Source organism: Pseudomonas sp. MWU16-30316 (assembly GCF_020515645.1).
Classification (GTDB): domain Bacteria; phylum Pseudomonadota; class Gammaproteobacteria; order Pseudomonadales; family Pseudomonadaceae; genus Aquipseudomonas; species Aquipseudomonas cerasi.
The window spans coordinates 630,156-653,018 of record NZ_JAIZAZ010000001.1 but is presented as its reverse complement, the minus strand read 5'-3'; the positions used below and the strand labels follow the sequence as shown (position 1 = coordinate 653,018).

Annotated in this window: 15 protein-coding genes, 1 tRNA gene and 1 pseudogene; 12 read left to right on the top strand and 5 right to left on the bottom strand. The window is 59.8% G+C overall.

Going from position 1 to position 22,863, the window contains the following annotated elements; genetic code table 11:
- Window positions 1–10 precede the first annotated feature (10 nt).
- The 11 genes from LCH65_RS03085 (at window position 11) to LCH65_RS03035 (ending at window position 14,980) form a co-directional block, all read left to right on the top strand.
- Window positions 11–826 carry an ABC transporter permease gene (locus LCH65_RS03085; protein ID WP_003431335.1) on the top strand — a complete coding sequence of 272 codons (816 nt, stop codon included), beginning with the start codon at window positions 11–13 and terminating at the stop codon, window positions 824–826.
- On the top strand, window positions 823–1,605 hold the full coding sequence (locus LCH65_RS03080) for an ABC transporter ATP-binding protein (protein ID WP_003431337.1): 783 nt from the start codon (window positions 823–825) through the stop codon (window positions 1,603–1,605). Before LCH65_RS03085 ends, LCH65_RS03080 begins: the two co-directional genes overlap by 4 nt.
- A complete protein-coding gene (locus tag LCH65_RS03075) occupies window positions 1,602–2,327 on the top strand; it encodes an urea amidolyase associated protein UAAP1 (RefSeq protein ID WP_003363757.1) in 726 nt (241 codons plus the stop codon). Before LCH65_RS03080 ends, LCH65_RS03075 begins: the two co-directional genes overlap by 4 nt.
- An 11-nt stretch (window positions 2,328–2,338) precedes the next feature.
- Window positions 2,339–2,956 (top strand): urea amidolyase associated protein UAAP2, encoded by a 618-nt coding sequence (locus LCH65_RS03070; protein ID WP_002554928.1) that lies wholly within the window; start codon window positions 2,339–2,341, stop codon window positions 2,954–2,956.
- A gap of 109 nt (window positions 2,957–3,065) precedes the next feature.
- Window positions 3,066–7,415 (top strand): 5-oxoprolinase/urea amidolyase family protein, encoded by a 4,350-nt coding sequence (locus LCH65_RS03065; RefSeq protein WP_226439139.1) that lies wholly within the window; start codon window positions 3,066–3,068, stop codon window positions 7,413–7,415.
- Between the two features lie 35 nt (window positions 7,416–7,450).
- Complete coding sequence (gene atzF / locus LCH65_RS03060) at window positions 7,451–9,268, top strand: allophanate hydrolase (protein ID WP_226439138.1); 1,818 nt, start codon at window positions 7,451–7,453, stop codon at window positions 9,266–9,268.
- A gap of 130 nt (window positions 9,269–9,398) precedes the next feature.
- On the top strand, window positions 9,399–12,734 hold the full coding sequence (locus tag LCH65_RS03055) for a DUF6543 domain-containing protein (protein ID WP_226439137.1): 3,336 nt from the start codon (window positions 9,399–9,401) through the stop codon (window positions 12,732–12,734).
- 41 nt (window positions 12,735–12,775) lie between these two features.
- On the top strand, window positions 12,776–13,012 hold the full coding sequence (locus tag LCH65_RS03050; RefSeq protein WP_226439136.1) for a cysteine-rich CWC family protein: 237 nt from the start codon (window positions 12,776–12,778) through the stop codon (window positions 13,010–13,012).
- A 35-nt stretch (window positions 13,013–13,047) separates the two neighbouring features.
- Window positions 13,048–13,740, top strand: coding sequence for a pseudouridine synthase (locus LCH65_RS03045; RefSeq protein ID WP_226439135.1), 693 nt, complete (start codon window positions 13,048–13,050; stop codon window positions 13,738–13,740).
- 126 nt (window positions 13,741–13,866) lie between these two features.
- Window positions 13,867–14,748 carry an alpha/beta hydrolase gene (locus tag LCH65_RS03040; RefSeq protein WP_226439134.1) on the top strand — a complete coding sequence of 294 codons (882 nt, stop codon included), beginning with the start codon at window positions 13,867–13,869 and terminating at the stop codon, window positions 14,746–14,748.
- 158 nt (window positions 14,749–14,906) lie between these two features.
- Window positions 14,907–14,980 (top strand) — tRNA-Gly (locus LCH65_RS03035).
- A 360-nt stretch (window positions 14,981–15,340) separates the two neighbouring features.
- Here the strand turns inward: LCH65_RS03035 and LCH65_RS03030 are convergent.
- A complete protein-coding gene (locus tag LCH65_RS03030; RefSeq protein ID WP_096136528.1) occupies window positions 15,341–17,695 on the bottom strand; it encodes a DUF4214 domain-containing protein in 2,355 nt (784 codons plus the stop codon).
- Window positions 17,696–18,052: 357 nt separating this feature from the next.
- Between LCH65_RS03030 and LCH65_RS03025 the strand changes: the two are divergent.
- Window positions 18,053–18,169: pseudogene (locus LCH65_RS03025) on the top strand (drug/metabolite exporter YedA); the annotation flags it as partial.
- A 267-nt stretch (window positions 18,170–18,436) separates the two neighbouring features.
- Here the strand turns inward: LCH65_RS03025 and LCH65_RS03020 are convergent.
- From LCH65_RS03020 to LCH65_RS03005, 4 genes are all read right to left on the bottom strand, one after another.
- Entirely contained in the window at window positions 18,437–19,702 is a 1,266-nt protein-coding gene (locus LCH65_RS03020) for a right-handed parallel beta-helix repeat-containing protein (RefSeq protein WP_226439133.1), read from the bottom strand.
- Between the two features lie 105 nt (window positions 19,703–19,807).
- Window positions 19,808–20,269, bottom strand: coding sequence for a GNAT family N-acetyltransferase (locus LCH65_RS03015; protein ID WP_003431350.1), 462 nt, complete (start codon window positions 20,267–20,269; stop codon window positions 19,808–19,810).
- Window positions 20,270–20,292: 23 nt separating this feature from the next.
- Window positions 20,293–21,441, bottom strand: coding sequence for an L-threonine dehydrogenase (gene yiaY / locus LCH65_RS03010; protein WP_226439132.1), 1,149 nt, complete (start codon window positions 21,439–21,441; stop codon window positions 20,293–20,295).
- Between the two features lie 141 nt (window positions 21,442–21,582).
- Window positions 21,583–22,803, bottom strand: a complete 1,221-nt coding sequence (locus tag LCH65_RS03005) for an SAM-dependent methyltransferase (protein ID WP_226439131.1) — start codon at window positions 22,801–22,803, stop codon at window positions 21,583–21,585.
- Window positions 22,804–22,863 lie beyond the last annotated feature (60 nt).

The window sequence follows — 22,863 nt, the reverse complement described above, 5'->3', positions numbered from 1 at the left end:
GGTCATTGCCATGCGTTTGATAAACCGCCATCCGGATCGTGCCGGTCGCCTGATACTGGTGATCCTGCCGTTCGCCCTGTTGCTGTTCGCCTATTTCATGGGCTCGGCCACCCGGCTTGCGGAAAACCCCAGCGACAAACTGCTGCCCAGCGCGGTACAGATGGCCGATGCGGTCAAGCGCATGGCGTTCGTTGCCGACCCGCGCAGCGGTGACTACCTGCTGTGGCAGGACAGCGCATCGAGCCTGCAACGCCTGGCCATCGGCTTGGGGATCAGCGCGCTGTTGGGTCTGTGTCTGGGCATCGCAGCGGGCATCCTGCCGTTGTGCGGCGCAACGCTGTCGCCCTTGCTGACGGTACTGTCGATGGTGCCGCCGCTGGCCATTCTGCCGATTCTGTTCATCGTGTTCGGTCTGGGCGAGTTGTCGAAGGTGGTGCTGATCGTGATCGGTATCACACCGATTCTGGCCCGTGATCTGGAACAGCGAGCCCGTGAAATCCCGGTCGAACTGCTGATCAAGGCGCAAACCCTCGGCGCCTCGACCTGGACACTGATCCTGCGGGTGATCCTGCCGCAATTGCTGCCACGCCTGTTGATCGCTTTGCGCCTGGTGCTGGGTTCGGCGTGGCTGTTCCTGATCGCCGCCGAGGCGATTGCCTCGACTGACGGTCTGGGCTACCGGATCTTCCTGGTGCGGCGCTATCTGGCGATGGACGTGATTCTGCCCTATGTGGTGTGGATCACCCTGCTCGCCTGGCTGATGGACTGGGGTCTGAAGGCCCTGACCCGACGTGCCTTTCCCTGGTACGAAGGAGCGCGGGCATGAGCTTTATCAGTGTGCGCAATGTCTGGCAGCAATACGCCGACCAGGTGGTGCTCGAGGGCCTCAACCTGGACGTGGCCGAAGGCGAGTTCTGCACGCTGGTCGGTGCGTCGGGCTGTGGTAAATCGACCTTTCTGCGCCTGTTGCTGGGTCAGGAAACCCCCAGTCGCGGTCTGATCACGCTGGACGGGACGGCGCTGCGCAATGAGCCGGATGCCAGCCGAGGCGTGGTGTTTCAGCGCTATTCGGTATTCCCGCACCTGTCGGTGCTCGACAACGTGGCACTGGGTCTGGAGCTGCCCCGCTCGCCCTGGCTCGGCCGTCTGTTCGGCCAGGCAAAAAACGAGGCGCGCGAGCACGCCGCACAGTTGCTCGGCAAGGTCGGCCTGGGGCATGCGCTGGACAAGTACCCGACGCAATTGTCCGGCGGCATGCAACAGCGACTGGCGATTGCCCAGGCGCTGATCATGAAACCCCGCGTCCTGCTGCTGGACGAGCCGTTCGGCGCGCTCGACCCCGGTATCCGCAAGGACATGCATCACCTGCTGCTGGACCTGTGGCGCGAAACCAAACTGACCGTGTTCATGGTCACCCACGACCTGTCCGAAGGCTTCAACCTCGGCACCCGCCTGCTGGTATTCGACAAGGTGCGCCACGACCCGCACGCGCCCGGAGCCTATGGCGCGCGCATCACTTACGACATCCCCCTCAACAGCGAACGCCGCGCCGAGCGCGCCGCCATCGATTCGCTGCTCAACGTTTCAGAGGAGCCCGTTCAATGACTGACTCAACCACGCTTTATCCGGTTTTCGCCGAAGAACTGCTGCCCGGTGGCGGCCATCGTTCGTTCGTCCTCAAGCGCGGTGAATTGCTGCGCCTGACCGACCTGCACGGCAACGCCAACGTCAGCCTGACCCTGCTCAACGCCCACGAAAAAACCGAGCGGCTGAACCTGCCCGACAGCCTCAAATGCCAGCACACCGCTCGCCTGAGCAACGGTCATTGCCTGTATTCGGACATGGGCCGAGTGCTGGCGGCCATCGTCACTGACACCTGCGGCTGGAGCGACAGCATCGGCGGCGTGCTCAATGCGCAGGAAGTCGCTGAAAAATACGGCCAGGGCCGTTATCAGGAATTGCGCAACGGCTTCTTTCGAAACGGCGTCGACAACCTGCTGGTCGAGCTGGGCAAATGGGGGCTGGGGCTGTCCGACCTGTTGATGACCCTCAACCTGTTCAGCCGTGTCGATGTCGACGAGACAGGAACCCTGCATTTCGCGCCGAACAACTCCAAGGCCGGTGACTACATCGAACTCTACGCACCAATGGACACGCTGGTGGTACTGACCGCGCTGCAGCACCCGATGGACCCCAACCCGGAATATGCCCCGCAACCGCTCAAGCTCAGCTGGATGAAGGCCGACGCCAGCGTTGCCGAGCACTGCCGTACATCGCGCCCGGAAAACGAGCGCGGCTTCATCAACACCGACCGCCTGTTCGCCTGAGGAGCCCTGTCATGAATTCACACACTCACCTTTGCTGCGACGCAACCATACCGGCAGGCGAGCCGTTCCTGGCCGAAGTCAAGGCCGGGCAGACCGTGCGCATCCTCGATCTGCAAGGCAACCAGGCCGTCGACACGCTGTTTTTCAGCCTGAGCAACCCGCGTGAGCGCTACGATGTGCAGCGCACCCTGCGCCGCCAGAACAGCGTGTACCTGACCACCGGCAGCGTGCTGTTTTCCAACCTCGGCCAGCCGATGCTGACCATTGTCGATGACACCTGCGGTCGCCACGACACACTCGGTGGCGCGTGCGCGCAAGAGAGCAACACCGTGCGCTACGCCCTGGAAAAGCGCTACATGCACAGCTGCCGCGACAACTACCTGCGCGCCTGTGTGCATGACGGCCGCCTGAGCAAGGCCGACATCGGTCCGAACATCAATTTTTTCATGAACGTACCGGTGACAGCCGAAGGCGGCCTGACCTTCGAAGACGGTATTTCCGCGCCCGGCAAATACGTCGAGTTGCGCGCTGAAATGGACGTGATCGTGCTGATTTCCAACTGTCCGCAGCTCAACAACCCCTGCAATGGCTACAACCCGACGCCTGCGCAGCTGTTGATTCGCGACTGACCCGGCACCTGCCCTCAGCAACGGACGACCGTTGCGTAGATTGATCAATAGCGGGACGGCCCGCTTCCCATCACGAAACCGAGCGCGACTGGGTTTCCGGGGTTATGCCATGTTCGACAAACTGCTGATCGCCAACCGTGGCGCCATTGCCTGCCGCATCCTGCGGACCCTGCGTACCTTGCAGGTCAAGGGCGTGGCGGTGTATTCCGAAGCCGACGCTGCCAGCCTGCACCTGATGCAGGCCGACGAAGCCCACAGCCTGGGCGAAGGTGGCGCAGCCGGAACCTATCTGGCGGTGGACAAGATCCTCGCCATTGCCAAAGCCAGCGGCGCCAAAGCCATTCATCCCGGCTACGGGTTCCTCTCCGAAAACGCCGCGTTCGCTCAAGCCTGCGAAGACGCCGGTATCGCCTTCGTCGGGCCAACGCCCGAGCAACTGCGCGTATTCGGCCTCAAGCACACTGCTCGCGCACTGGCCAGACAGCATGGCGTGCCCATGCTCGAAGGCACCGAACTGCTCGACAGCCTTGAATCAGCCATCGCGGCGGCCCGTACCATCGGCTATCCGGTCATGCTCAAGAGCACGGCAGGCGGTGGCGGGATCGGCATGCGAGTGTGCCGCAGCGCTGAAGAACTGGCCGACTCGTTCGAGGCGGTGAAGCGCCTTGGCCAGAACAATTTCAGCGACGCGGGTGTGTTCATCGAGAAATACATCCAGCGCGCGCGCCATCTGGAAGTACAGGTGTTCGGTGACGGCCAGGGCGAGGTGCTGGCGCTCGGGGTTCGCGACTGCTCGGTACAGCGGCGCAATCAGAAAGTACTGGAAGAAACCCCGGCCCCGAACCTGCCGCACGGCATGGCCGAAGAACTCTGCGCAGCGGCTGTCAAACTCGCCAGGGCAGTCAATTATCGCAGCGCCGGGACGGTCGAGTTCGTCTTCGACAGTGACGATCAGCGCTTCTATTTTCTGGAAGTAAACACACGCTTGCAGGTCGAGCACGGCGTCACCGAGCAGGTCTGGGGCGTGGATCTGGTCAGCTGGATGGTGCAACTGGCTGCCGGTGATCTACCGCCGCTGGATCAGTTGCAGGCCGGCCTGAAACCGGTTGGCCATGCGATTCAGGCGCGGCTGTACGCGGAAGATCCGGGGCGTGACTTTCAGCCCTGCCCTGGCTTGCTGACTGCGGCTGATTTCCCGCCTGCCGATGGCCGGACGCTACGTATCGACACTTGGGTCGAGGCCGGCTGCGAGATACCGCCGTACTTCGACCCAATGATCGCCAAGCTGATCCGTTGGGCACCGACCCGCGAGGACGCCAGCGCCGGACTGATCGATGCGCTGAACGAAACGCGTCTGTACGGTGTGGAAACCAATCGCGACTATCTGCGCCAGATCATTGCCGACGCGCCGTTCGCCAGTGGCCAGCCGTGGACCCGCTGCCTGGAAGATCTGGTGTATCACGCTGACACCTTCGAGGTGTTGAGCGGCGGTACGCAGACCAGCGTTCAGGATTATCCGGGACGACTGGGCTACTGGGCGGTCGGCGTACCGCCATCCGGTCCGATGGACAGCCGCGCGTTGCGCCAGGGCAATGGCCTGCTGGGCAATGCCGAAGGATGCGCTGCGCTGGAAATCACCATGAGTGGGCCGCTACTGCGCTTCAACACCGATGCGGTGGTCGCAGTGACCGGTGCGCATATCCCGATCACCGTCGATGGCCAATCCTGTGCCATGAATACCGCGCTTCTGGTGCACGCCGGGTCGACGTTGTCGCTGGGCACCATCGCAGGTGCCGGTGTACGCAGCTATCTGTGCGTGCGCGGTGGGCTCGACGTGCCGGATTATCTGGGCAGCAAAAGTACCTTTACCCTCGGCCAGTTCGGAGGTCACGGAGGCCGCGCGCTGAGGGCCGGCGATGTGCTGCACATCGCGCCTCTGGTGGAACGCAGTGCGGGACAGCAGATTGCCGATGAAGCCCTTGAAGCGCTGACAGATATCCGCCGGATGAGGGTCATTTACGGCCCGCATGCGGCCCCGGAATACTTCACCGAAGCATACATCGAGAGGTTTTTTGCGACCGACTGGGAAGTGCATTTCAACTCCAGCCGCACCGGCGTACGTCTGATCGGCCCCAAACCCGAATGGGTGCGTGCAGATGGTGGCGAGGCGGGGTTGCACCCGTCCAACATTCACGACAACCCCTATGCGATCGGCGCGGTGGATTTCACCGGCGACATGCCGGTAATCCTGGGCCCGGATGGACCCAGCCTGGGCGGATTCGTATGCCCGGTGACCATCATCGAAGCGGACCTGTGGCAGCTAGGGCAATTGAAGGCTGGCGACAAGGTCCGGTTTCATCCGGTGAGTGTCGAGGCGTGTCATGCAGCGATGAACTCAACATCTCACTGGAAAAACACCCGTGGGAGCGAGCTTGCTCGCGAAAGCTATATTCCATACACAGAAAACCCATCGACTGTACCGACCTCTTCGCGAGCAAGCTCGCTCCCACAAGGCACCACAAACTCCCGTAGAAGCGAGCTTGTTCGCGAAGGCTATATTCCACACACAGAAAACCCATCGACTGTACCGCCCTCTTCGCGAGCAAGCTCGCTCCCACAAGGCACCACAAACTCCCGTAGGAGCGAGCTTGTTCGCGAAGGCTATATTCCAGACGCAGTAAATCCATCGACTGCAACGCCCTCTTCGCGAGCAAGCTCGCTCCCACAAGGCACCGCAAACTCCCGTAGGAGCGAACTTGTTCGCGAAGGCTATATTCCAGACGCAGTAAATCCATCGACTGCAACGCCCTCTTCGCGAGCAAGCTCGCTCCCACAGAGCACCACAAACTCCCGTAGGAGCGAACTTGTTCGCGAAGGCTATATTCCTGACCCAGAAAATACATCGGCTGTACCGACCTCTTCGCGAGTAAGCTCGCTCCCACAAGGCACCGCAAACTCCCGTAGGAGCGAACTTGTTCGCGAAGGCTATATTCCAGACGCAGTAAATCCATCGACTGCAACGCCCTCTTCGCGAGCAAGCTCGCTCCCACAAGGCATCGCAAACTCCCGTAGGAGCGAACTTGTTCGCGAAGGCTATATTCCTGACCCAGAAAATCCATCGACTGCAACGCCTTCTTCACGAGCAAGCTCGCTCCCACAAGGCACCGCAAACTCCTGTGGGAGCGAAGTTGTCCGCATAGAGGATCTGCCCTCCCCGATCATTCTCGACATCGGTCAGGACGATAAACGCCTGGTTGCGCGCCTGTCCGGCGATACCCATCTGCTCCTGGAAATCGGGGCGCCGGAGCTGGATCTGGTGCTGCGTCTGCGCGGCCATGCCTTGATGCTTGCGCTGGAGGCCAAGGCGCTGGCGGGGGTGATCGATCTGACGCCGGGCATTCGCTCACTGCAAGTCCATTACCGCCCCGAACAACTGCCGCTTCGGCAACTGCTCGACATCGTCGCCGGAGAATGGGATGCCGTGTGCGCCGCGAAAGACCTGCAAGTGGCCTCGCGCATCGTCCATCTGCCACTGTCCTGGGATGACCCGGCCTGCCAACTGGCCATCGAAAAATACATGACCACCGTGCGCAAGGACGCCCCCTGGTGCCCGAGCAATCTGGAGTTCATCCGCCGCATCAATGATCTGCCCAACCTCGATGAAGTACAGCGCACGGTGTTCGACGCCAGTTATCTGGTCATGGGGCTGGGCGATGTGTACCTCGGCGCACCGGTGGCCACGCCACTGGATCCGCGGCACCGGCTGGTCACTACCAAGTACAACCCGGCACGCACCTGGACCGCCGAGAATTCGGTGGGCATCGGCGGCGCCTACATGTGCGTGTACGGCATGGAAGGCCCCGGCGGTTATCAGTTCGTCGGCCGCACGCTGCAGATGTGGAATCGCTATCGCGACGTCGCCGCCTTCGAGGGCAAACCATGGCTGTTGCGCTTCTTCGATCAGATCCGTTTCTACCCGGTCAGCGCCGACGAACTGTTGCGTATCCGCCGCGACTTCCCGCTGGGTCGCTTCGCCCTGAACATCGAACACAGCACCCTGAATCTGACTGACTACCAGGCCTTCCTGAGCCGCGAAGCCGAAGGTATTACGGCATTCCGCGCCCAGCAAAACGCCGCCTTCAACGCCGAGCGCGAACGCTGGATCGCCAACGGGCAGGCCGATTTTGAGAGCGATGAAGGCGTGGCGCCGAACACTGAAGCACAGCCTCTGCAACCCGGTCAGCAAGGCGTCGACAGCCACATCGCCGGCAATCTCTGGCAAGTCCAGGTGCAACCGGGCGACCGCGTGGAAGCGGGCGATGTGCTGGTGATTCTGGAGTCGATGAAAATGGAAATCCCCCTGCTCGCCCCGATCGCCGGCGTGGTGCAGGACGTCAGGGTGCAACCCGGCTCGGCAATACGCGCAGGGCAACGGGTCGTGGTGCTGGCCGCAGACTGAATCGACCGACTTTTTACTTTCGAGGGAATCCCGTCATGAACGACACAGCACTGCTCAATGACCTGCGCCTGGACACCGTCCGCGCGGCCTACCAGTCCGGCCGGATATCACCGCGCCAGCTGATCCTGGCGCTGCGCGAAAAGGCCGCACGGCTGAACAGCGATTATCACCTGTTCATCCACCTGCTCAGCGCAGCTGAACTCGAGCCTTACCTGGCCGCGCTGGACGATCGTGATCCCAGAGACCTGCCGCTGTTCGGCGTGCCCTTCGCGATCAAGGACAATATTGATCTGGCGGCCATTCCAACCACCGCGGCCTGCCCGGACTACGCCTACACACCCGAACACTCGGCAAGCGTCGTCACGCAACTGATCGCGCTGGGCGCAGTGCCCATGGGCAAGACCAATCTGGACCAGTTCGCCACGGGCTTGAACGGCAGCCGCTCGCCCTATGGCGCCTGCCCCAACAGCGTGTTGAACGAGTACCCGTCCGGCGGCTCGAGCGCCGGCTCGTCGCTGGCCGTGGCGCTGGGCGTCAGCAGTTTCTCGCTGGGCACCGATACGGCGGGCTCGGGCCGGGTGCCTGCGGCCCTGAACAACCTGGTGGGGATGAAAGCCAGCAAGGGGCTGATTTCCACGGCAGGCGTGGTGCCCGCATGCCGCACGCAGGATTGTGTCTCGACCTTCACCGCCACAGCACGGGAAGCCAGCGAGCTATTGGCGCTGATCGCCACATTTGATCCGCGCGACGAGTACAGTCGTCGCAACCCGCTGTGGAACGACGCCTCGGCTTTTGGCGCACCTCGCCCGTTTCGCTTCGGAGTACCCCGCGCCGAGGACCTGCAGTTCTTCGGCTGTACCGAAGGGCCGAGGCTGTTCAAGGCTGCCATCGACCACCTTACCGCGCTGGGTGGCGAAGCGGTCACGGTGGACCTGTCACCGTTTCTCGAAGCGGCGCGGTTGTTGTACGAGGGGCCGTGGGTGGCCGAACGCTACAGCGTCGCCGGGCAGTTAATGGAAGAACACCCTGACGCGGTATTGCCGGTGATCCGCGACGTGCTGGCCAAGGCTCCCCAGGTCAGTGGAGTCGATACGTTTCGCGCGCAATACCGCCTGCAAGTGCTCAAGGCAGCGTGCGATCGGGCACTTGAAGGGCTGGAGTGCGTGGTGACGCCAAGCATCGGCCGCCCGGTGACATTGGCAGAGCTGGCGGCCGAGCCGGTGTTGCGCAATTCGGAGCTGGGTTACTACACGAACTTCGTCAACCTGCTCGATTACGCAGCCGTCGCCGTGCCCAGCGCTTTCATGGGCAACGGTCTGCCGTGGGGCGTGACGTTGTTCGGACGGGCATTCACCGATCAGTACCTGCTCAGTCTGGCCGACGCCTTGCAGCGGCAAACCGCCCTGCCCTTGATTGGCGGCGAATCACCTCGGCTGACTGTGCCGCAGACCACTGCGCGCAACGATATGGCGCGGCTGGTGGTCTGCGGTGCCCATCTGGACGGGCTGGCCTTGAACTGGCAGCTCAGGCAACGCGGGGCCCGCCTGCTGGAAACCACGCAAAGCTCGGCCGACTATCGGTTGTATGCGCTGGCCGGTGGTCCGCCCTTCCGGCCTGGCATGGTGCGGGTGGCCGAACACGGCGTAGCCATCGACGTGGAGGTCTGGGAGTTGCCAAGTATCGAGTTGGGGTCGTTTCTGACCGGCATTCCAGCACCGCTCGGGCTGGGCAAAGTGCAATTGGCCGACGGTCGCTGGGAGACCGGTTTCATCTGCGAAGCCTATGGTCTGGAGGGTGCCCGCGACATCAGCCCTCTCGGTGGCTGGCGCGCGCACGTGCAGCAACAGCATTAAGCATAAAGGCGGCATGCTCAGACGTGCCGCCTTGCTCTTTCAACGCGATGAGCAGTCGCACTACATAGTTATGACCTTCCACATCGCGCTTCCCGAAATAATGGGCATTCACTCATTTTGACCGCACGTCATGAATCCCATCTGGAGTCCGCTTCGTCAGGACACACTGTTTCACCCGTCCTCTTTGCTGCTGGAACAAACCAGCATTCTGCGCCCCGAGCACAGCAATAGCAGGCACGACACGTTGAACGCGTCGGCGCCGTTTATCCTGCCAGACGGCTTTTCAGCGCCCGAACCGACGCCGTTGCCTGCGATAGCCGAAGAAAGCGTGCCGGAAGACGCCGCGCCACACATCGAACGTCAACTCAGAGCCATGCGTAGCAGCGCAGGTTTCCGGCTGATTGCCGACTCGACATTGCTCCTGAAAGCCTGCCAACTGGACATGGACTTTCCACCGACCCGACAGGATTACGTTCGCCAGCACCTGACCACGCTGCTCAGGCAGCAGAGCGGCAAGGCACTCGACCCGGACGTACTGCAAATCACCTTCAGCGATGATGACCGACCTGCTGTGGACGACAATGGACACGAGCATTACAGCGTCAGCCTGTCGCTGACCGATGTAGCGCTGGCCAGCTTCGACCCTGCGTATTTCCAGGCGCTGTCTCGTAGCACCCTTGCCGACTTTTCACTGTGCGAAGACACGCCAGCGCTGACCACGGCGCGAATGTTCAAGCTGATCGGCGAGCTGCCGCTCAAACGCAATTACAACGCCGTACTGGAGGCGTTCAGAGCCCGCCACGAAGCGACCTGGCGCACCTTGGCGCGGCTGGCGTTCCTTGACAACCTGGCTCGGCAGCTCAACCACAGGCACATCAGCCGGGACGGTTATTGGCTGGCGCGGGACGCCATGGGACTTGACCGGTCTCCCGTCGACACCGACACGATCAGCATGAGCGGACGAGGTGAAAAATCCGAGGTCCGGGTCCTGACGCTGAATGGCAAACAGGTGCCGGGGATATTTCAGATCAGCTCGAAAACCACGTCGCACTGTTTCATTCACATTCTGGGTGCCAAGGGCAACGTCATCGAATACATCAGCGATGATCCACGCCAGATGAGCAAGCGGCTGTTGACGGCCATGAACGCCTCAGGGCTCTACGGCCAGGTATTTCTTTCGCTTGAGCAGCACGCCGGCATCGTTGTCGAGGCGCCACTGATCGAAGGCGACCTGTTCAGCGCACTGACCCAGGCTTCGTTCGCCGGGCTTCTTGCCGACAGCCACGCGCGCAGCACGCTCGACCTGCTCAGGCCAGTCGCTCGTGGCCTGGCGCTGGCAGGTGCAGCCGACCTGTGGCAGACACAGCCGAGCATTTTGGAGCAGATCCCGGTTGCGTCGAAAATGGCCGGCCAGGTCATGGCGAACTATCTGCAGGAAAACCACGCGCTGACGCTCAACCCCGAGCAGGTGTTCATTGCTTATCAACCTGGCTATTCGAGCAACCCCTTAGGCACCCCCCGGTTGCCGCCTATGTATGTGCACACGCCCGACCCGAGGCCGATCAGCCTGAGCGAGGCGCTGATGAGCAATTATCGAGTCGATCACCCTGCTGGCTACAACGATCACGGTGGCGGTACTGTGGTCTTTTTCGACCCCACCGGACAGGGCGACAGTGAGCAGGGTCAGGTACTGGAGATCAGCCCGCAGGCGCTCGAGGACTACATCAGAGCTTTCGACTTTCTGACCTGGATGACTCAGCGCATCCACGACTTCTGGGATCAGCAGAGAGCCCCCATAGAACAGGCGTTCAGAACCACGTTCATCAGCCAGGCGCTGATCAGCCTGAAGCGCGGCAGCCTCACGCGCGGCACCTTCGATCTGCTCGTGGAAACCCTTGCGCCGGCTGCGCCCGATCAATGGCGGTCACTCGGTTTTTTCGTTCAAGGCGCGTTGACCGACGGCATGCAGGAGCAATACACCGGCCTGCTGGTACTTGAGCAGCCGGGCTTGCCGAACGTGCTTTATCAGGCAGGACATGCCGATGCGTTCATCGAGTTTGCAGATGACACGACGCTGAAGCTGCATCTGAACCGGGCAGCAGCCAATCCAGAATGGCGTGAGACGGTCATGCGCTATGTTCCCCGCCGCCATCACCAGCGCCTGGACTACCTGCTCAAATTATGGGCCGGGACACAGGCGCCCAACCCGCCCGTTTCCATCCTTCGCCCCTGGACCGATGCGCTTTACAACCCTGACACGCGCCAGGCCATGAGCCAGTCGTTGTGTGAAAAAAGGCTGGAAGACACGCCATTCGCTTTTCTGCACCAACTGCTCAAGCAGAACGCACTGGATGACGCAGAGGATCAGATCGTCACGTCGGCGCAGGTAACACTGGCGGACTGGACCGACCGGCTTCAGCAATTACAGCGGCTGCTGGTGCCGATGTCATTGTTGTTGACACCTGCGCTTGTCGCCTCCCTGGCGACAGAGATTGGCATCACCTCGCTGGCTATTACCGCAACGCATCTGCCGGGCAGCCGTTACGCAGAGAAAAACCAGGCGCTGCTGGCCACGCTAACGCTGGGCTTGCTGCAACTGGCTCCGCACACGCCAAGAATGCTGCGCTCACTGAGCCGAATCGTAAAACCTGCCGTGAGCAGTTCCCAAACCGTAGCGATTACGCTCGACCGGGCGTTCGGCACACGACCGTTGCGCAGGCAGTTTGTCACACCGCGCCAGACCCGGCTGGAGAAGTTCTTTCACACCGACGCCCTGCTCAAACGCTGGACTGTCAGCACTGCCGTCTCGTCAAACCTGTTGCAGGTCCATGCCTGGAAGCTGGGAAGAAGGTTCCTTTTATGGACGTCGGACAGAGGTCAGGCGCGCACTCTGGTGGTCAGCAGCCACGGGTACTACACGCCGTGGTCCCGAACCGTGAAGATCCCCAATGGCACCGAGATTCGCACCTACGCGCCGCATGGCTACGAACTGGTGGACCCGAAACTGCATCGGGTCGTCAACAAGGATGCCCGGCCATTCGCACGTTCCAACACGGCAGTGCACAGCGTGATGCAGCCCACGCCGCTTGAACCCCTGCTTCTCACCAACAAGCTGATAGCAGGCACTTCGCTGCCCGGCAGACTGAAGAACTACAGCCTGTCCAAGTTTCAGACGACGACCAGCGAGAGTTATGACGAGATCGCAAGCGTGGTGGGCAACTCGCGGGCGTCGCCCTTGCGCGGCTGGTTGCCGCCGACGCCGATGGATGTTCTGACAGTACGCAATCGCTTTGGCATGCCCCCACCATCGCTGGCCGACCTGTTCGAAAGCCTATCCATTCAAGGCATCCATTACGACAGAATATTGCTGGTGCACTGCCGGTGTGCGGCGATATCGGCGCTGATGAACCGCTCACCCGTCTATCATGCCCCGACAGCGAGCTCGGTGATTGCTAATATGGCCTGAACCAAACACCCCGATCATCCAGCACGGCGCTTACCTCCGACATGACAACGGCCTCCCCTGACACCGCGCTGTGCCCCTTGTGCGGCTTCAGCAACCAATGCAGCCTGGCCGATCCGCGCACCGTGGACCAGCCCTGCTGGTGCTTTTCGCAAAGCATCGACCCTGCATTGCTGGCAGCGCTGCCGGATAACCTTCGCGACAAGGCCTGTCTGTGCCCGCGCTGCGCCGGGATCGAAGATGCAGCGCCAGGTCCACAGGCATGCCGGGCCACAGAGTAAGATGCGCACCCCATACTCCGCTCGCTGTTATCGCCATGCGCCTTGATCGTTTCCTCAGCAACCTGCCACGCTTCAATCGTCAACAAGTGCGCCTAGCGCTGGCCAGCGGACGAGTGCAGGTAGACGGCCAGGCAACCCGCGACCCGCATCACGAAGTACGCGAATTCAGTTGTGTGGCGCTTGAAGAAGAAATCCTCCAGGCAGGCAAAGCTGCCCGCTACTTCATGCTGCACAAACCCGAAGGCTGTGTCAGCGCGACGAGCGATGCGCAGCATCCGACCGTGCTCGACTTGCTGGACGAGCCTGACAAGCACGAACTGCACATCGCCGGACGGCTTGACTTCAACACCACCGGCCTGATGCTGATAACCAACGATGGTCAATGGTCGCGACGACTGACTCAGCCACAGACCAAAATGCCCAAGGTGTATTACGTCGAGACCGAGCAACCGATCGACGAGCGCTACGCCGCGAAGTTTGCCGAAGGCCTGTATTTCGCATTCGAGAACATCACCACACAGCCGGCGCAATTGACCTTGTTGGGGCCGCGCAGTGCGCGCCTGAGCATTGTCGAAGGCCGCTATCATCAGGTGAAACGAATGTTCGGCCACTTCGACAACAAAGTGTTGCGCCTGCATCGGGAAAACATCGGCGCGCTGGCGCTGGACCACGACCTGCCCCCCGGCAGCTACCGCGCGCTTAACGTCGGGGAAATCGACCTGTTTTGAACGTCATGGCCGCCTGACAAACGCTGGTCGGATCGGCACAGGCTTTTGATCGACTATCGCCTGTCTGTCACGAAACTTGTGCAACGTCATAGGTACGCATACCTGTCTACGCCAGGAGTGACACCTATGTCGCCAGAAAAAGCAGTGCTCGACATACAAGGACAGTTTCGGGTTTATACCGAACTCTATCGCACCGATACCGCCGCCAAGACCATCATTCTGGTCAACGGCTCATTGGCCACCACCGCTTCATTTACCCAGACCGTCCGCAACCTCTACCCGACCTTCAACGTGGTGCTTTACGACCAGCCCTATTCAGGCAAATCCAAACCGCACAACCTGCATGGCGCGCCACTGACCCGGGAAGAAGAAGGCCAGTTGTTGCTGGAACTGATCGATCACTTCAACGCCGAGCACGTGCTGTCGTTCTCATGGGGCGGCGCGGCCACGCTGGTTGCCCTGGCGCATCGGCCAAAACGCATCGAAAGCGCGGTAATCAGTTCGTTCTCCCCAGTGATCAACGAGAAGATGCATGACTACCTGTGTCACGGCATCACGCACCTGGGCGCGCATAGCCGTTATGACATGGGCCACTTGATCAACAACACCGTCGGCAAGCATCTGCCTGCGTTGTTCAAGCGCTTCAATTTCCGTCATATCAGCAGCCTGGATGCTCACGAGTATGACCAGATGCATTACCACTTCAGCCAGGTCCTGGAGCTCGACCCGGACAATTACCTGACCGCAGGCAAGAACATCACCGTCCCCGTGCTGTTCATCAACGGAGCCCTGGACGAATACACCTGCGCAAACGACGCCGCCCACTTCTCCAGATACCTGCGCGACTGCTGCTTCAGCACCATCGACGCTACCGGCCACTTTCTGGACATGGAACACAAGGCCGCCTGCCGTGACTCGAAACAGGTGCTGATGAACTTCCTGCAACCGGCACAGACGCCACGCAGCGCCCATAACCGCGCTCAGGACTACCCGTCCCTGACCTTCTGAAAACCGCACACGAAGCCACCGTCAGCTGCGCAGCAGTATCATCTGGCGGTTGGTTTTCGGGGTGAGTATCAGGAGGCAAAGCGCTGCGCAGTGAAATTAGCGCTTCAAATCAGGGCAGGGTTCTGGTACAAAGTCAGCCGCTCAGAGCAGCTCTCAGAGCGGGTATAGTTTAGTGGTAAAACGAAAGCTTCCCAAGCTTTAGTTGAGGGTTCGATTCCCTCTACCCGCTCCACCTTTCAGCCAATGATTACGGGTATCCCAAGCAATTTCGCCCTAGCGCCTAAGGCAATCAATACCTTCTCGCCGCCCCACCATTAGTTCTTCCGGAATCCCCAAAATTTGATGCACCGTCGACTCCCTCGAGACGGCGTCCTGTCTGACCCGCGCGTCCCCTTCGATCACTCAATACCCCCCTGCCAGGATGTCTGAGTTTTGAAGCTCAACGATCGCCCGGACAACGTCAGGGTACAACTCAATCGACGAAATCTCCTTCTCCAATGCCTCGCTCAGCCCGACGCGTTTAGAAGCGGAGAGAGAAATCCCCAAGTGGTCTGCAATCCCGGCGTACGGAAGGTTTGCAGGCATCGCGAAGTCAAACCCAGTCAGCATGCCCTACCAAGTGAATGAAGCCGGCATCGCCTTGAGTTAGTGCAGCAGACTCCGCGGAGTTGGCGATATTGAATGCGACCTGTCCACGGCTTGTGCCTACGTCCAGCGAGTGGACCCAATGGGCAAGGCCGCCAGCGTCGCTGCCTCTGCCCAGGACATTGTGATACAGCTTTTCGACAAAGACTGCATTGCTGGCGTCGGGCAGGCTTTGGGAAAATTCGACAGATTGCACAAAACCACCCGCAACCTGGGCACCGGTTTCGCCTGCGGCGCCCTGGGACAGCCAGGACTTCAGGCCTTCGATATCGGGAGCACGACCCAAAATGGTATACAGACGACCAATGCTTGCCTGCGCCGAGTCGAGAACGAACAGTTCGCGATCTGCGAAATCGAGCACATTGAAGCCACTCAGTTCGAATTTCGCCGCAGCTCCCGTGGAACGACTGACTGATAGAGTGTCGGTATCGAGCGCGCTGATCGTGTAGGAGGATGCAGCGTCGTTGAAAATAAAGGTGTCTATACCGGCCTTGCCGGCCATATGCGAAACCGCATTGCTGTCAAGGCGGACTTCCTGCTCACTGATCTGATCATCACCAGCCGTGCCGGTGGCCACGCCCTTGCCCACTACCACATCCAGATTGTTCCAGGCGTTATGAGCCACGATCCTGATGAACCCCGTCTCGCCTTCCGAGAGGTCACGGCTCTCGCGCGAATTCAGGAAGCCATCAGCGACCGTTGCTCGACTCCCACCCGCCTGCAGCAGAGTACTCCAGAACGACACACCGGATTCTTCGCCTGTGCGATGCAATACGGTCTGATAGAGATCAAGGACAAAGTCCCGATCACCAAGCCCGCTGTAGTGCTGCATCGCTTCAGTGGAATTCAGAAAGGCATCGCGAATCTCTACATCCGAACTGCCCATCGCCTGCTGCGTCAGCCAGTGATTCAAACCCTGATAATCGGGCGTCCGACCGAACAGTGAGTAGAGCCTGGCAACGTCAGCCTGGTCCTCGGTGAGCGCGATGTGATGAATATCCATGCTAAAACTCAACGAAACAGTGGCGTCACTATCGGCGTTGAAGGCGCCATACCGGCTGCGAAAAGCCATGAGCAGTTCGTCAAGATTGGCATTGCGGTCGCTGAAAGCCAGCTTTTCGACGCTTGAAAGTGTGTCCACGTCGGACGTTTGCGCATCATGAACGCTGAGGGTGGCATTCCTCACCAGCGCAGCATCGTAGGTTGCAAAGTAGCGAGCACCTGCCTCGGTATACAAGGCGGTGTCGATGCCGTTGCCACCATTGAGCACGTCCGAACCCGCCCCCCCCATCAGCCGATCATTGCCATCGCCGCCTTGCAACTGGTCATTGCCCGCGTTTGCATTTAGAAAGTTGTCACTGGCGTTGCCTATCAGCGTATCTGCGCCCGCACCAGTTATGGCGTTCTCGATAACCGTACCGCGCGCGATTGCAATATTCGATAGACCGCCGTATAGGCTGGAAAAAGCTTCACTTCTCAGATCGACTGTCTGAGCACCGACATAGGTGCTGACGTTGATCGTGTCGTTGCCGCCCGAATCATAGATCGTGGCCACCAGGCCGGGCACGAAGTCGGTTCCGGTGTTGATGGAAGTCTTGTTGAAACTGTAGGTATTGTCACCTGTGCGGGTAACGGCGGTGCCGTACAGTGACTGGATGGCTACGATGTCTGCCAGCATGGGGGTAGCGACATAGCCGAAAGAGGCGTTGGAATACGTATTCTCGTCCTGACTGAAGTAGGACATCACCGAGTATTTCCAGCTGTCCTCTTGATAGAAGGCATTGTTGGGGAAGGTCGCGCTCCCGTTGTAATTGCCAGCATGGCCCAACCCCAGCGCGTGGCCGATTTCATGAATGTAGGTTTGCTGATAATACAAACCGTATTTCACCCAATCGGAAGCGATGTTGACGCTGCTGTTCGAGATGATGCTGCCTGCATAATTGGAGTTGCTGTACGCACCGCTTTTTTGTTCGCTGAAATTGATCGCAGCGGCAGCAGTGGTTTCCACAAAGTTTAGGCCGCTGGCATTAGTCCAGGTTTGCAGCGCATATCGAGCAACAGCCTGAGCGCTTGCGCTCAAACTTGCCAGGTTGACAGTGAGCGACCCTCCGGCGTGCACGTCAAAATGGTGCTGGGAATCGCCATAAGCGTCGTGCCAATAGCCATCAGTAAGGTAGTTGGCTTGCTGGTCAAGCGTCAGGTGCTCAAGCATCGCTTGGCTGGTGACTGTCTGTTTGGCCGCACCCTGGCCGGTCGCTCCTTCGGCCCAAAGTTGGGTGAGCGCGTCACACATTGAACACATGTAGAAACTCCGGGGCAAGGCATGCCTGGCCAAGTCAATGACGCAAGAATCGGGTATAGATCGGTGACAAGTTCAAGCCGCCGAGCCGGTTTTGAAAACTGGCGTCATGACCTTCACGCGTTTGCTCCGCCTTGATCTTGACGATCGTGTTGCTCTTCGAGAAGGTACGCCAGGACGCGGTCGAAGGCCGTCAACTTATTGCTGATGAGGTTGTCGGCATGCTTTCTTGCGACTTAAGGCGGTTTTTCCTTGAGGTCGATGAAATACAGCCGGAAGAGGCTGGAGGAAGCATTCTGGCTAGGCTGCATCGCTGGCTGTGTACAAAAATTGGCTGGGCTGGATGAGGCTGTGGCGCAGCTGTTCACGTTGTTGTTCGGCCTGATCTGGGGCCATCGCAATACCGGGCTGGAATGGGCTGGCATTTTGCTGAGCCTCGTCGGCACCTCCTTGCTCAACACGGGCTCGAACCCGCAGGCCCTTTCACGATGCAGGAGAAATCGCTATAGAAACTTGTCCCTTTTAGCCAACCATGGGGGACAACTACCGTAGAGACGAGCCCCAGCAAAGCAGCCACCTCAGAACACACAACTACACGCTTTTCCCAGCACTGCCTCGGAGCAATACCTACACACATACACAGATCCGAATAATTCTGTCCGATAAGAGTTCGATTCCCTCTCCCCGCCTCCACTCTCAGATAGCAAAACCCAGAAACACGTCAATGCAACTCAAACATCGAAGTCATTGCAGTAGACCGGCACTGGCCTTACCCACCCCCGCCTCTCCCGGCACCCGCGCCTTGGCTTCTTGCGCAGAAACCGGCACCACCAAGTACTGCCGATACTCGCGGAACGCCTGCAAGGCAGAGGCGTCCTGCGGGCGATAGTCGTCGCCGCTATCCTGTTGCCGATTCGCCACACAAGGCCTGCCGATCACGCTCATGCACTCGTTGTTTGCAGCCGCTGAAATCGGATCGAACAAGGCGAATGCCGTACCTGGCTGATCCGTATCGTTGAACAGTGGGTGGGCTACGTTCTCGAAGTCGTTCCCTTCAACCAGCAACTGTGAAGATGAGGTCCGCGACATGATTGCGCCTTGGTAGGTCATACGCTGAAAGACGTTGTTGACCAGTTGGGCACGAACCAGCGCATTGTTCATACCGCCTGAATGCGGTGCTCTGCCGGAGGTATCGTGTACGTAGTTTCTCGACAGCGTCAGCGTGTCCTGACTGCCGAGGAACAGCCATACCCAGTAATGATGGCCATCGCAGGTAGACGAGTAAGGCGTTCGGCCGTCGAACTCATTGCTGGAAAGGGTGATGTGTGACGCAGAGCCCCAGCCCGTAACAATCATCTGTCTACCGATCCGCGCGAAGGTATTGTGATCGATCCAGACGCCATCAGCCTTGTTCAGGGTCAGCGCATCGCCGCCCCATACGACACGTGGATTGATATCCGAAAGCGTCAGGTTGCGAACGATCACGTTATGCGCGCCGTCGCCAATGAACAGCCCAGCGCCCTGAATGCCTGCCTTGTCGCCAAGCCCGATCAATGTCTTGTTCGAGCCGACTTTCAGTGGTTTCAGCCCCGCGTTATCGTAGGTCACCATAACGGGCGGCCTTGATTGGCAGAAGTTGTTCGCACCATTCAGTGCAAGCTGCTCACCCCCCTGCGGGCAAGGTTTCACGACGCAGCCAGGCTCAGTGGTTGTTGTATTGCCGTTGGCAATCACGCTCGTGCGGAAGTCGAACGTGCGGTCCAGTACAATCACTCGCGGTGTGTCATCGGTGCAGACCCCGTGTGAGTCATGAGACGAGCAGAGCGCTGATCGAAGTTCATCCAGCGTGGAGGGATGCACGGCAGCAGCGGAGCCTCCGCCGGTCACGCCCTTGGCAAAGCCATCAGGTATGTCTGCTGCGCGCAAGCATTGCGCTCCTGACAGGAGCAGAACCAGAGTGGCAGCGATCTTCAGATAGCCGCTTTGCAAAAGAGAACGCAGGGGCGTCATCGGTTGAGCTTCCCGTCATGCTCGCGGGAATCGCGAGGACAATCTGAATGCTAAACGGACTTCGGCCTGGCCTGCTCCGCTTCCATGGTGCTGGTCAGCCGCCGTTCAGGCACCCTCGCTCACGAAAACCTCTCGCTCCATCCTGACGCTGTCAATCCCGCGCCCATGCCCGTCGACATCGACCGAGACAACAGCAAAGCCCAGGTTCGAGTAGAACCCCTGAACATGCTGACTGGTATCGATAAAGGCTCGGGTGACGCCCGGTAAAGACCGCATGCGCTGCAGCCGGGCCTCGGTCAGAAATCGGCCAAGGCCGCTGCCGTGGCGATCGCTGATGACCATGCCCCAGGTCAGCTCTGCCACTTCCGGGTCTGATAACACCAGATAGCCACCACAGGCAACAACCTCGCCGTCACGCTCGGCGACAAAGTACTGGCCCAGCGGAGCCATCAGAAAACTGGCAAATTGCTTGCGCTCCACTGGATCAAAGTAGCGTGGGACGTTGGTGTCGAAGATATCCAGACAACGCTCACGATCTGCGAGGGTGTAGGGCCGAAGCATGTCCATTGCGAGCCTTTTTGCAGAAAGAATTAAAGTGCCTGGCGAAATATATCCTGAATCTGCTCAAGATCGGCAGGACGCGGATTGGTCAGGCCACAGGCATCTTTCAGGGCATTGGTGGCCAGCATCGGGAAGTCTTCTTCCTTGACGCCCAGCGTAGCAAGGCCTGCCGGGATTTCCACGGCAGCTGACAATGCACGAATGGCGTCGATGGCCGCCTGGGCGCCTTCTTCCGGAGAGAGCCCACGGATATTGCTGCCCATGGCGTGTGCAACGTCGGTCAGGCGTGCTGCGCTGACGCTGGCGTTGAAGCACTGCACATGTGGCAGCAGTACCGCGTTGCACACACCGTGAGGCAAATCATAAAAGCCGCCCAGCTGGTGCGCCATGGCATGCACGTAACCCAGTGAGGCGTTATTGAACGCCATGCCGGCCAGGAACTGGGCATAGGCCATGTTCTCGCGAGCAGTGATGTTTGCCCCGTTGTTGAATGCGTCGCGCAAATTGTTGGCGATCAGCGCCATGGCCTGCAACGCGCAGGCATCAGTGATCGGGTTGGCAGCCGTGGAGACATAGGCTTCGATTGCGTGAGTCAAAGCATCCATACCGGTGGCGGCGGTCAGCGATTTGGGCATGGCGACCATCATGTCGGGGTCATTCACCGACAGCAGCGGCGTGACGTTGCGGTCGATGATCGCCATTTTTACGTGCCGGGCTTCGTCGGTGATGATGCAGAAGCGGGTCATTTCACTTGCGGTTCCGGCGGTGGTATTGATGGCAATCAGCGGCAACTGCGGTTTTGCCGAACGGTCGACGCCTTCATAGTCGCTGATATGCCCTCCATTGCTCGCGCACAGGGCAATGCCTTTTGCGCAGTCGTGGGGCGAGCCGCCGCCCAGCGAGATGACGAAATCGCACTGGCGCTCCTGCAACAAGGCAAGGCCGTTCTCGACATTGGCGATGGTCGGGTTGGGGCGGGCACCGTCGTACACGACCGAGTCGATGCCCTGCTCCACCAGCAGCCCGGCGATCTGACTGGCCACTCCTGCCTTGGCGAGGCCCACATCCGTGACGATCAGGGCCTTGCGAAATCCGTAGTTGCGTATGGCGAGCATGGCTTCATCAATGCAGCCAGTGCCGATGATGTTCACAGCGGGGATGAAAAAAGTGCTGATCATGACGGACCCTCGTGGGATGCCTGGAGATAGCTCAAGCATCCGCCTTGCGCGAGGTACAACCATTGACCTGGAGCAACGAAGCAGCCCACTGGCAGACCGTTGGTCGAAGACTCTTCGGTCTGCTGGCGCAGGGTGGCTGTTTCAGCCGATGAAACCGTCCGCCTCAAGGAGCGTTTCAAGGCACTGCTCGCTGATGCCATAGAACGTCTTGAGCTCCTGAATGCGTGCCAGCAACTGGGCCGGATCGACTGGCTCGGCACGCTTGACCGCGAGGATCATCTTGTTCTTGTTGGTGTGCTCCAGCGAGATGAACTCGAACACTTTGGTTTCGTAACCGCATGCCTCCAGCAACAGCGCGCGCAGGCTGTCGGTGACCATCTCTGCCTGCTGGCCCATGTGCAGACCGTATTGCAGCATCGGTTTCAACAAGGCAGGACTCTGGATCTGCAGACGAATCTGTTTGTGGCAGCACGGCGAGCACATGATGATCGAGGCACCGGAACGAATGCCCATATGAATGGCGTAATCGGTCGCGATGTCACAGGCGTGCAGCGCGATCATCACATCCAGCGCGCTGGGCGCGACAGTACGCACATCACCGTGCTGGAACGTCAGGCCGGGATGTTCAAGGCCCGCCGCAGCGTTGTTGCACAAGGTAACCATGTCCTCACGTAACTCGACACCGGTCACTTGCCCTTGCGCCTGCAAGGTATTGCACAGGTAATCGTGAATGGCGAAGGTCAGATAGCCCTTGCCTGAGCCAAAGTCCGCGACCTTGATCGGCTGATCGAGCTTGAGTGGCGATGAGCTCAAGGCATGGGAAAACACTTCGATGAACTTGTTGATCTGCTTCCACTTGCGCGACATGGCCGGAATCAGCTCATGCTGGCGATTGGTCACACCCAAGTCGGTCAGGAACGGCCGGGTCAGTTCCAGGTAGCGCTTCTTCTCGCGGTCATGCCCGGCTGAAGGGGCCTGACGCTCCTGCTGCGCCTTGCTTTTGAACAGCGTGGTCTTGCCCTTCTTGCTGTATTCCAGCTGCACCTCGTCGGTCAGCGACAACAGGTGCGCGTTCTTGAACGATTCAGGGATCAGGCTGGCAATAACAGCTACTGCTTCAGCAAGCGAAAAATTCTTGGTGATGTCACGAGTCTTGTAGCGATACACGAAGCTCAGGCACGGTTGTTCCTTGACGGTCAGCGGCTTGATGATAACGCGCTGCAGATCGGCCTCGCTGCCCACGTATTTGGCCAGGACCAGCTTGATCAACGAGTTCTGCGACAGACTGGTCTCCAGCAGGCCAAGGAACTGCGCGCGATGATCAGTCGCAGCGATGGGTAACGTGGAGGTAATGACTGACATTGAAAATGTGCCTCAAGCGTCCCGTCCGGGACTCGAAAAATCAGACCGGCATTTTAGGCG

What these genes read in the sequence shown, in the direction of transcription:
- LCH65_RS03085 (WP_003431335.1), top strand. Translation starts at nt 11, where the DNA reads ATGCGTTTGATAAACCGCCATCCGGATCGTGCCGGTCGCCTGATACTG.
- LCH65_RS03080 (WP_003431337.1), top strand. Translation starts at nt 823, where the DNA reads ATGAGCTTTATCAGTGTGCGCAATGTCTGGCAGCAATACGCCGACCAG.
- LCH65_RS03075 (WP_003363757.1), top strand. Translation starts at nt 1,602, where the DNA reads ATGACTGACTCAACCACGCTTTATCCGGTTTTCGCCGAAGAACTGCTG.
- LCH65_RS03070 (WP_002554928.1), top strand. Translation starts at nt 2,339, where the DNA reads ATGAATTCACACACTCACCTTTGCTGCGACGCAACCATACCGGCAGGC.
- LCH65_RS03065 (WP_226439139.1), top strand. Translation starts at nt 3,066, where the DNA reads ATGTTCGACAAACTGCTGATCGCCAACCGTGGCGCCATTGCCTGCCGC.
- atzF (WP_226439138.1), top strand. Translation starts at nt 7,451, where the DNA reads ATGAACGACACAGCACTGCTCAATGACCTGCGCCTGGACACCGTCCGC.
- LCH65_RS03055 (WP_226439137.1), top strand. Translation starts at nt 9,399, where the DNA reads ATGAATCCCATCTGGAGTCCGCTTCGTCAGGACACACTGTTTCACCCG.
- LCH65_RS03050 (WP_226439136.1), top strand. Translation starts at nt 12,776, where the DNA reads ATGACAACGGCCTCCCCTGACACCGCGCTGTGCCCCTTGTGCGGCTTC.
- LCH65_RS03045 (WP_226439135.1), top strand. Translation starts at nt 13,048, where the DNA reads ATGCGCCTTGATCGTTTCCTCAGCAACCTGCCACGCTTCAATCGTCAA.
- LCH65_RS03040 (WP_226439134.1), top strand. Translation starts at nt 13,867, where the DNA reads ATGTCGCCAGAAAAAGCAGTGCTCGACATACAAGGACAGTTTCGGGTT.
- LCH65_RS03030 (WP_096136528.1), bottom strand. Translation starts at nt 17,695, where the DNA reads ATGTGTTCAATGTGTGACGCGCTCACCCAACTTTGGGCCGAAGGAGCG.
- LCH65_RS03020 (WP_226439133.1), bottom strand. Translation starts at nt 19,702, where the DNA reads ATGACGCCCCTGCGTTCTCTTTTGCAAAGCGGCTATCTGAAGATCGCT.
- LCH65_RS03015 (WP_003431350.1), bottom strand. Translation starts at nt 20,269, where the DNA reads ATGGACATGCTTCGGCCCTACACCCTCGCAGATCGTGAGCGTTGTCTG.
- yiaY (WP_226439132.1), bottom strand. Translation starts at nt 21,441, where the DNA reads ATGATCAGCACTTTTTTCATCCCCGCTGTGAACATCATCGGCACTGGC.
- LCH65_RS03005 (WP_226439131.1), bottom strand. Translation starts at nt 22,803, where the DNA reads ATGTCAGTCATTACCTCCACGTTACCCATCGCTGCGACTGATCATCGC.